The sequence below is a fragment of the Mesorhizobium sp. B283B1A genome, assembly GCF_020165735.1.
Classification (GTDB): Bacteria; Pseudomonadota; Alphaproteobacteria; order Rhizobiales; family Rhizobiaceae; genus Mesorhizobium; species Mesorhizobium opportunistum.
Map to the genome: position 1 here is coordinate 1 of NZ_JAIUIQ010000082.1, position 8,201 is coordinate 8,201.

Below are 8,201 nucleotides of genomic sequence, written 5' to 3' on the forward strand. Positions count from 1 at the left end.
GTTGCCTCTCCTCGCTTCCACAGCAAAGCGTCCCGCCGGCAGAAGTCATCGTGGTCGACAACGCATCGACAGGCAGCCAAACGCGCGAGGTAGCACTCGCTGCCGGCGCAATATACGTCCGCGAGGATCGACCTGGCTTGGATATTGCCCGCAATCGGGGCGCTAAGCGCGCATCCTCGGAAATCATCGCCTACACCGACGACGACGTCTTGCTTCATCCGCAATGGCTTGAGCAGCTGATCACGGCATTCGACAGACCTTCGATTGGCGCAGTGACGGGCCTTGTACTGCCCGCCGAAATTGCCACCGAAGCCCAGCGTTATTTCGAGACGTTCTGGAGCTTCGGGCAAGGCTACAGGCCTCAATTTTTCCGCGCGGCCGACTTTGCTGCCAGCAAGCACGACGTGTTCCCGGCCTGGAAAATCGGCGCCGGTGCCAGCATGGCCTTTCGGCGCGAGGTGTTTGACCGCGCGGGATTGTTTGATGAACGCCTCGATGTCGGCCAAGCTGGATGTTCAGGCGACTCCGAATATTGGTATCGGTTGCTCGCCAACGGATATGACTGCCTTTACCAGCCAACCTCCGTCGCGTTCCATTTCCACAGGCGGACGATGGACGGTCTGGCTAAGCAAATCTACTTCTACATGCGCGGTCACTCGGCCGCATTGCTCGTCCAGCATGAACGAACTGGCGTCAAGGCGAATTTAAAACAGGCTTTCAAATGGAAGCCGCTTTGGTACCTCGGCAGAGTTCGCAGAAGGCTGCTTGGACGCAGGATTCCCGAGGATCGGTTCCTTTGGCATGAAATCGCCGGCTATGCTTCAGGAATCCTGTTCTACCTCCGAACCAAGCGCGGGTAGGGAGACGTGGTGGATAATCCCTTGGTTTCAATCGTGGTGCCCGCGCGCAACGCGCAACTGACGCTCGCACAAGCACTCGACTGTCTCCTCGGTCAGGACATTGCCGATTGGGAGGCGATTGTCGTCAATGACGGCTCGAGTGATGGCACCGCCGAAATTATCGCCGGTCACGTTGGGCGCGATGCCCGATTTCGGACGCTGAACTCTTCGGCACATAGCGCCGCCGGCGCGCGCAATAAGGGGATTTCGTCAGCGCGCGGACGCTGGCTAATGTTCCTGGATGCCGACGATTGGGTGGACGCCAGCTTTCTCGCGAAAATGCTGACCGCACTGGAAGCCGCGCCCGATTCTGTGGCTGCGTATTGCGGTTCTCGGCGAGTGATGCCCGATGGCGAACTCACCCCACCGAGCATCGCCCCGGAGGTTGCGATCCAACCATTCGAGACATTCGCGCGACGTTGTGCCATCCGTACTCACGCGCTGCTGATTGACCGCGCGACAGTCGTCGAGTTAGGCGGCTTCGATGTATCGCTGCGCACATGTGAGGACTGGGATTTGTGGCAGCGCGTCGCACGTCTCGGAAACCGTTGGGTGATGGTTGACGAGCCGCTGGCCTTCTATCGAGCCAGCCCCAACTCGCTCACGCGCAATTCGACGCAGATGCTGGCGGACGCCGAAATCGTGATCGCCCGAGGCTTTTCTGCCGACCCCCGGGTGAAACGCCCGGCGTCCGCGCACGCCAACGGAGCAAATTCGGCGGACGGGCGCGCCGCTTCCGAAGCACTCGCATGGTTCGCGTTGTGGAACGCCGCATCGGATTGCGGCAACGGCGGCGGCCCAATCCACCCGCACATCCTACGCGCTCTCCCGGCCAGATACGAATGGGCGCCTGAGATCGCCAAGGTGGTCTTCGACGGCTTGATGGTAGGAAGTCTGTCGACGCCGCAGCAATTGGCTGCCAGATGGGACAGGTTCGGCGGCCCCCTCACCGATTTGGTCGATCAACTCGGCTATATCTGGAGCGATCCGGTTGCGGGTCGTCGCGTTCAATATCATCTCGAGCAAATGCTTCTCGACTTCGACGACCTTGCCGCTCCTCGCAGGCTGGCGCGGACACTTGGGATTCGCATCGATGCTCGAAGTCCGACCTCGACCAAACTGCCGGAAGGGATCGATCAAATCTATGCCTACCTAATGGTGGATGGCCAGATCGCGGCCCTGGTTCAGTTCGGTGTACTCGGGACAGTGACAAAGCGACACTGGATTGAATTGATCCTAGATGTCATGCCTCCTCAAGAGCTCACACGCGACCTCTCCGGGTTTAAGCGCATGGCATTCCGTTTGTGGAAGGGTGCCGTGCGGGTTGCGAGCCGATCGCCTGTGCCGACCCTGCAACGGGGCGCCGGGGCCGACAAAACAAACGTGCTCACGGCACAGACGTTGCTGCGAATGGCCGGACGGTCTGATCGGGACAGTCACTACGGCAGACTTGCGCAGTTGACAACGGCAGCGCAACGGCTGGCGCGGCCAAACACCGAAGCGACAGAACCTTCCGCACCGCCGCGTCCTGCACAGGTTGAGGGAAGGCGCGACGGTGATCGCGCGTCATTCTGGGATCGCTTTTTCATGACTGCGGACCCTTGGAACTACGGTTCGCCCTATGAGCAAGAAAAATATGAGCGGCAGCTCGAAATTCTGCCGGCCGGTCCGATAGGACGGGCGCTTGAGCTGGCGTGCGCGGAGGGCCATTTCACGCAGCAACTGGCGCCCCGAGTGGGCCATTTGACTGCAACGGACATCTCCGCCGTTGCTATCGCGCGAGCGCGCGCACGATGCAGGGACCAGCTGAATGTCGAATTCAGGGTCCTGGATTTGAGCGCGGATACCCTGCCAGGTGAGATGGATCTGATCGTCTGCTCGGAAGTGCTCTATTACCTGGATGATCTAGACGCGTTGCGGCGCTTCGCCACAAAACTCGTCGACGCGTTGGCGCCCGGCGGCAGTTTCATCAGCGCGCACGCATTCGTGCTTGGTGATAATATGGAACGGACAGGCTTCGATTGGGATAACAAATTCGGTGCGCAAGTAATCTCGCAGACGCTGGCAGCGACCGAAGGCCTCGTCCTTGAGCGATCGATCCAGACGGAACTCTATCGCATCGACCGGTTCCGCCGTTTGTCCCCGGAAGAGCTGGCGGCGGAACCGACGGTCGATCATGTCTCGATCCTGGCGCCCGTCGAAATCGAGGTCGCGCGAAACGTCGTCTGGGGTGGGGCGCGGGCGCGGCGCAGCTATGTGGCGCGCAACGAGCGGCGGCAGCGCATCCCCGTTCTGATGTATCACAGCGTCTGCGATGATGGTCCGGCCGCTCTTGCCCGCTATCGCTTCACGCCCGCCGCGTTCGACACCCAGATGGCATGGCTGCGCGCTAATGGCTTTCACGCGATCGTGTCGGAACAGCTGGGATGGTTTATCGCCAACCGTCACCCTTTCGTGGGCCGCCCGGTGCTCATAACGTTCGATGACGGCTTTCAGAACTTTGCAGACCATGCCTGGCCAACCCTGCGCGCGAACGACTTTACCGCGGAAGTGTTCCTTGTGACGGACCTGGTGGGTGAAAACGCGCTGTGGGATGCAGACAGCGGTCCGCCGACACCGCTCATGGACGCCTGGACGGTGGGGCGCCTTGCAGCCGAAGGTGCATTCTTCGGAAGCCATCTGGCGACGCATCGCGCAATCGACGGTCTCTCGAGCTCCGAGCTGGCCGCCGAGCTGCTGCGCTCGCGCATGTTCATCGAGCGCTGGACTGGGCGGCCAACGACGGCGTTCGCGGCGCCCTTCTCCGTCACCGACCGACGGCTTGGCCGGCTGGCGAAGGAATGCGGCTATCGAATCGGGTTCGGCGCCAGATCTGGGCCGGCGGATCTCGATTGCGATCTGATCGACCTTCCCCGCATCGAGATGCGCGGGGATCGTTCGCTCGATGACTTTGTTGCCATGCTAGAGGCCGTGCTCGAATGAACGGCGAACTCGTCAGTGTCATTATCCCCGCTCACAACGCGCAAGATACAATCGAGGAGACGCTCCGCAGCGTTCGCTCGCAGACTCACCGCGCGCTCGAGATTATTGTCGTCGACGATGGTTCGCGCGACCAGACTGTCACCATAGCCCGACGTCACACGGAGACCGATCCGCGTGTCCGGCTGATCGAGCAGGAAAATGCCGGCGTGGCCGCTGCACGCAACACGGGTTGGCAAGCGGCGCGATCCGATCTGATTGCGTTCGTCGATGCCGACGATCTCTGGGCGCCGACCAAGATAGAACGGCAACTGGCCGCGTTCGATCGGGCGGACGAGAAAGTGGGGCTCGTCTACTGCTGGTATCTGGTCATCGATGCGCAGGGAGCGGTAACGGATGCTCGGCATCGGCCAAACTGGCGGGGCGATGTGCTTGAGCGCCTTTTTCTCGGCAATTTCGTTGGCAACGGCAGCGCCGCCTTGGTACATCGGCAGGCGCTGATCGACGCCAACGGTTTCGAAGGCGGACTGCGTGAGGCCGGCGCGCAAGGTTGTGAAGATATCCTCTTCTACTGTCGCGTCGCCGAAAGATACCACTTCGAAGTCGTCGAAGAGCCGCTGGTGGGATATCGCTATCTGCCGGGAAATATGTCGAGCAACATGACTCGCATGCTGCGGTCCTGGATACTGGTGGTGGACGAGATGCTCGGCCGCCATCCGGAAGCGGCATCTAAGCTGCGTGAGGGCCTGCATTTCTATTCGGCGTGGCTCCTGGAGCGGACCTTGCGCCAGAGGCACCCGCGCTATGTGCTCCCGATCCTGTCACTGCTAATACGCCGTCATCCCGCGATCGCCATGCGGATAATCGCCGTGGATTTGCCCTGGATCGGGGCGCATTTGGCCAAGCGCGCCGCGACAAAGCTGGTGCGCGGTCGTCCGCCTGTCCGCCCGCAGGCGATCGTACGCTTCCCGACCGGGGAACTGAAATGAGCGATGCGAACGGCGCCATTCGCCGCGGTGCGGTCCGCGCTTCGTTGCGCGATCTTTCGCACCTGCTTCGCATCGTCGGCAAGCCGCGGTGGGCGACGCCCGCGCTGCTTGCGCTTGGCTTTCTGTCGTCCCTGGCCGAGACGCTCGGCATCACCCTGATCCTGCTGTTCCTCTATTTGGTGTCCGACCGGATCACAGAAACTGGAAATGGCCTTCAGGGCCGAGCGCTGGGTCTGGCAATCTCCTGGCTCGGTAGTCCTACCCGGCTCGCCTTCGCGATCCTCCTGCTCATTCTCGCGCGTGGAGCACTGGCGCTGCTATATTCGTTGATAAGCTCCAGCATCGGCGAACGAATCAGCGAACGGGTGCGCAACCTCGTCCACGAACAATATCTCAGGGTCGCCTTCGGACACATCCAACGGCACGAACAATCGCAGCTCATGGAGGTGCTCGGGACCGAGTCGTGGCTCGTGGCGCAAGCCTATGGTGCGGTGACCCGACTCATCATCAACAGCTGCTCTATCTTCGTGTTCGCCGTCTTTCTCTTCACGATCTCCTGGAAGATCCTGGTGATCGCTGCCATTGGCTCAATCGCGATTTCGGCGATCTTGCGCATCTTTTCGCGACCTGCGCGGGATCTGGGCCATCAGGTGAAGAAGATCCATCAATCGCTCGGCGAACACATGCTTATGACGCTCCAGGCGTTGCGCACCATCCGGGCCTATGGACAGGAGGCGCTTCATCAGCGCCGCTTCGTGCAATCGTCGGCGGCCGCGCGCAAGGCATCGCTGTCCATGATTCGCCTTTCGTCTTGGATCGGCCCAACAACCGAGATCGGCTATCTGGGAATGTTGGGGGCTATCGTCCTGGTCTCCGGGTGGTGGCACATCAGCTTCGAGGTGACGCTGGCCGCCGTCGCGCTGCTTTATCGGCTGCAGCCGCATACGCAGGAGTTCGAGAGCAATCTGCTATTTCTGGCGCAGTTGCAGCCGCAACTGCGCTCAGTCCTGGAGATGGTTCAGTCCGAGGACAAGGAATATCCATCGCAGGGGACCATCGCGCTCGAAAACTTGAACGCGAGTATCGTCTTCGAGCACGTAAGCTTTGGATATGATCAAAATACGCCGGTCCTGACTGACCTGTCGTTCGAAATTCCAGCCGGAGAAACCACCGCGCTGATCGGCGCAAGTGGCGCTGGCAAGACGACGATCGTGAACCTCCTCCTACGGCTGTACGAACCGACCTCTGGCGACATCAAGATTGACGGCACCCGGCTCCAAGACATCAGGCGGGACGACTGGTTGTCCAAGATCGCAGTAACGGGTCAGGACGTCGACCTCGTCGAGGGCACGGTGACAGACAATATCCGGATGGCCAAAGCCGATGCGGCCGAAGAAGAGATCATTGTCGCTGCCCGCAGTGCCGGCGTCGCGTCATTCGTCGAGGACCTTCCTGAGCAATACGATACCTGGATCGGGCAAGAGGGGCTGCGATTTTCCGGCGGACAGCGACAGCGTATTGGCCTGGCACGCGCTGTATTGCGCAATCCGGACTTCCTGATCCTGGATGAGGCTACGAACGCGCTCGATACCGCGCTCGAGGACCAGGTGCGGCGCGCGATTGACAGGCAGCTTGGCAAAAGGACAACTTTGCTGATCACGCACCGCGTAGAAACGGCGCGTGATGCGGCCAATGTCATTTGGATAGAGAACGGCAGGGTCACCAGCCAAGGACCTGCCTCCCTCGTTGTTCCTCAATACCAACGTCGCCAGCACGAAATCGTGCGTGACTCTGATGCTGATGATAAAGGACGCTGACGCTGCTCTACTTCGTCAGTCGGCCCTAACGCTGAAAACGTGATTAATCTAGCCCCACCACCGACTCGGTCCGGCGCGGGCAGCGAACTGAAAGCTTTCGGGCGGCGCGGTAGGTGCTCCCTCGACGCCGGTAGGACAGGCTGCGGGGTGGCGGGCCCGTCACAATTGCCTGCGGTACCAGGCCAGCGCCGTCTCGACGATCCTGTCTATTCCGGATTGCTCAGGCGCCCAGCCGAGTTCCCGGTGCGCCTTGCCGGCCGCGGCTACGAGCGCTGGAGGGTCACCTGCCCTGCGCGGACCGTAAACCACAGGAAGGCGCGATCCCGATGCCCGGTTCACCGCATCGACCAGTTCCTTCACCGACGTTCCAGTTCCAGTCCCGAGATTGTAGACGTGGACACCCTTGTCGCGAAGCAGTTTCTCCCCCGCCAGCACGTGAGCACGCGCGAGATCGGTGACATGGACATAGTCGCGTACTGCGGTCCCGTCGCGGGTATCGAAGTCGATGCCGTTGACGGTAAAAATCCGGTCCCGCCTGACCGCCGCCTCGATTGCGAGCGGTATGACATGTGTTTCCGGTTCATGCCGCTCACCGACCTCGCCATCGGGATCGCATCCAGCCGCATTGAAATACCGGAGCACGACCGCGTCGAGGCCATGAGCATACGAAAGATTGTCCACCATCCGTTCTATGATGAATTTCGACCATCCATAGGGATTGATGGGCGACTGCGGATGCGTTTCGTCAATCGGAGAGTGAACCGGAACGCCATAAGACGCGCACGTGCTGGAAAAGATCAGCTTTTTGACGTCGGCCTTCAACATTTCCTCAAGTAAGACCAGCGATCCGAAACTGTTGTTTCGATAATAGAGTCCCGGGTGCTCGACAGACTCGCCCACATAGGCATAGGCGGCGAAGTGCGCCACCACATCAGGCCGATATTGTCGTAGAGTCGCCGACACGGCCTCGGCGTCGGAAATGTCGCCCTCGACAATCGGGCCCCATTTGACCGCGTCGCGCCAACCGCGCGAGAGATTGTCATACGTTATGACCGACCAGCCCGATTCGGCGAATGCCTTGCAACAGTGTGATCCGATATAGCCGGCCCCGCCGGTGACCAGGACGGTCTTCATTCGGCAGCGGCGGGTCGTAGATACCCCGACGAAACCAACCCTTCGAAATAGGCAATGGTCTTGACAAGGCCGTCTCGCAACGCGGTTCTTGGCTCCCAATTGAGCTCACGCAAGGCAGTTCCGATATCGGGCTGTCGCTGCCTTGGGTCGTCGATGGGCAAAGGCAAAGAAATGATCCTCGACCGGCTTCCGGTGAGTTCGATCACAAGATTGGCGAGCTCGAGCATCGTGAATTCGACCGGATTGCCCAGATTGATCGGACCGGTAAAGCCGTCATCCGTTTGCATCATGCGAACCAGACCGTCAATGAGGTCGTCGACATAGCAAAATGACCGTGTCTGCTGGCCGGTGCCGTACACTGTTATCGGCTCATTCTGCAGGGC

6 protein-coding genes are annotated in these 8,201 nt (G+C 60.6%); 4 read left to right on the forward strand and 2 right to left on the reverse strand.

Annotation, left to right across the window (positions count from 1 at the left end; translation table 11 throughout):
- The 4 genes from LB577_RS32760 to LB577_RS32775 form a co-directional block, all read left to right on the forward strand.
- A partial coding sequence (locus LB577_RS32760) for a glycosyltransferase family 2 protein (protein ID WP_224690524.1) occupies nucleotides 1–860 on the forward strand: 860 nt, incomplete at its 5' end.
- Nucleotides 861–866: 6 nt separating this feature from the next.
- The gene (locus LB577_RS32765) at nucleotides 867–3,881 is read left to right on the forward strand and encodes a trifunctional glycosyltransferase/class I SAM-dependent methyltransferase/polysaccharide deacetylase (protein WP_224690525.1); all 3,015 of its coding nucleotides are present in this window, start codon (nucleotides 867–869) and stop codon (nucleotides 3,879–3,881) included.
- A complete protein-coding gene (locus tag LB577_RS32770) occupies nucleotides 3,878–4,867 on the forward strand; it encodes a glycosyltransferase family 2 protein (RefSeq protein ID WP_224690526.1) in 990 nt (329 codons plus the stop codon). The genes LB577_RS32765 and LB577_RS32770 overlap by 4 nt, the downstream gene beginning before the upstream one ends.
- Entirely contained in the window at nucleotides 4,864–6,684 is a 1,821-nt protein-coding gene (locus LB577_RS32775; protein WP_224690527.1) for an ABC transporter ATP-binding protein, read from the forward strand. The genes LB577_RS32770 and LB577_RS32775 overlap by 4 nt, the downstream gene beginning before the upstream one ends.
- 159 nt (nucleotides 6,685–6,843) lie before the next feature.
- Here LB577_RS32775 and galE read toward each other — a convergent pair whose 3' ends face one another.
- Nucleotides 6,844–7,818: a UDP-glucose 4-epimerase GalE gene (gene galE / locus LB577_RS32780; RefSeq protein ID WP_224690528.1), complete on the reverse strand. Its 975-nt coding sequence runs from the start codon at nucleotides 7,816–7,818 to the stop codon at nucleotides 6,844–6,846.
- Nucleotides 7,815–8,201, reverse strand: a 387-nt coding sequence (locus LB577_RS32785) for an NAD-dependent epimerase/dehydratase family protein (RefSeq protein ID WP_224690529.1), incomplete at its 5' end; no start/stop codon positions are given. The genes LB577_RS32785 and galE, both read right to left, overlap by 4 nt.

What these genes read in the sequence shown, in the direction of transcription:
- LB577_RS32770 (WP_224690526.1), top strand. Translation starts at nt 3,878, where the DNA reads ATGAACGGCGAACTCGTCAGTGTCATTATCCCCGCTCACAACGCGCAA.
- LB577_RS32775 (WP_224690527.1), top strand. Translation starts at nt 4,864, where the DNA reads ATGAGCGATGCGAACGGCGCCATTCGCCGCGGTGCGGTCCGCGCTTCG.
- galE (WP_224690528.1), bottom strand. Translation starts at nt 7,818, where the DNA reads ATGAAGACCGTCCTGGTCACCGGCGGGGCCGGCTATATCGGATCACAC.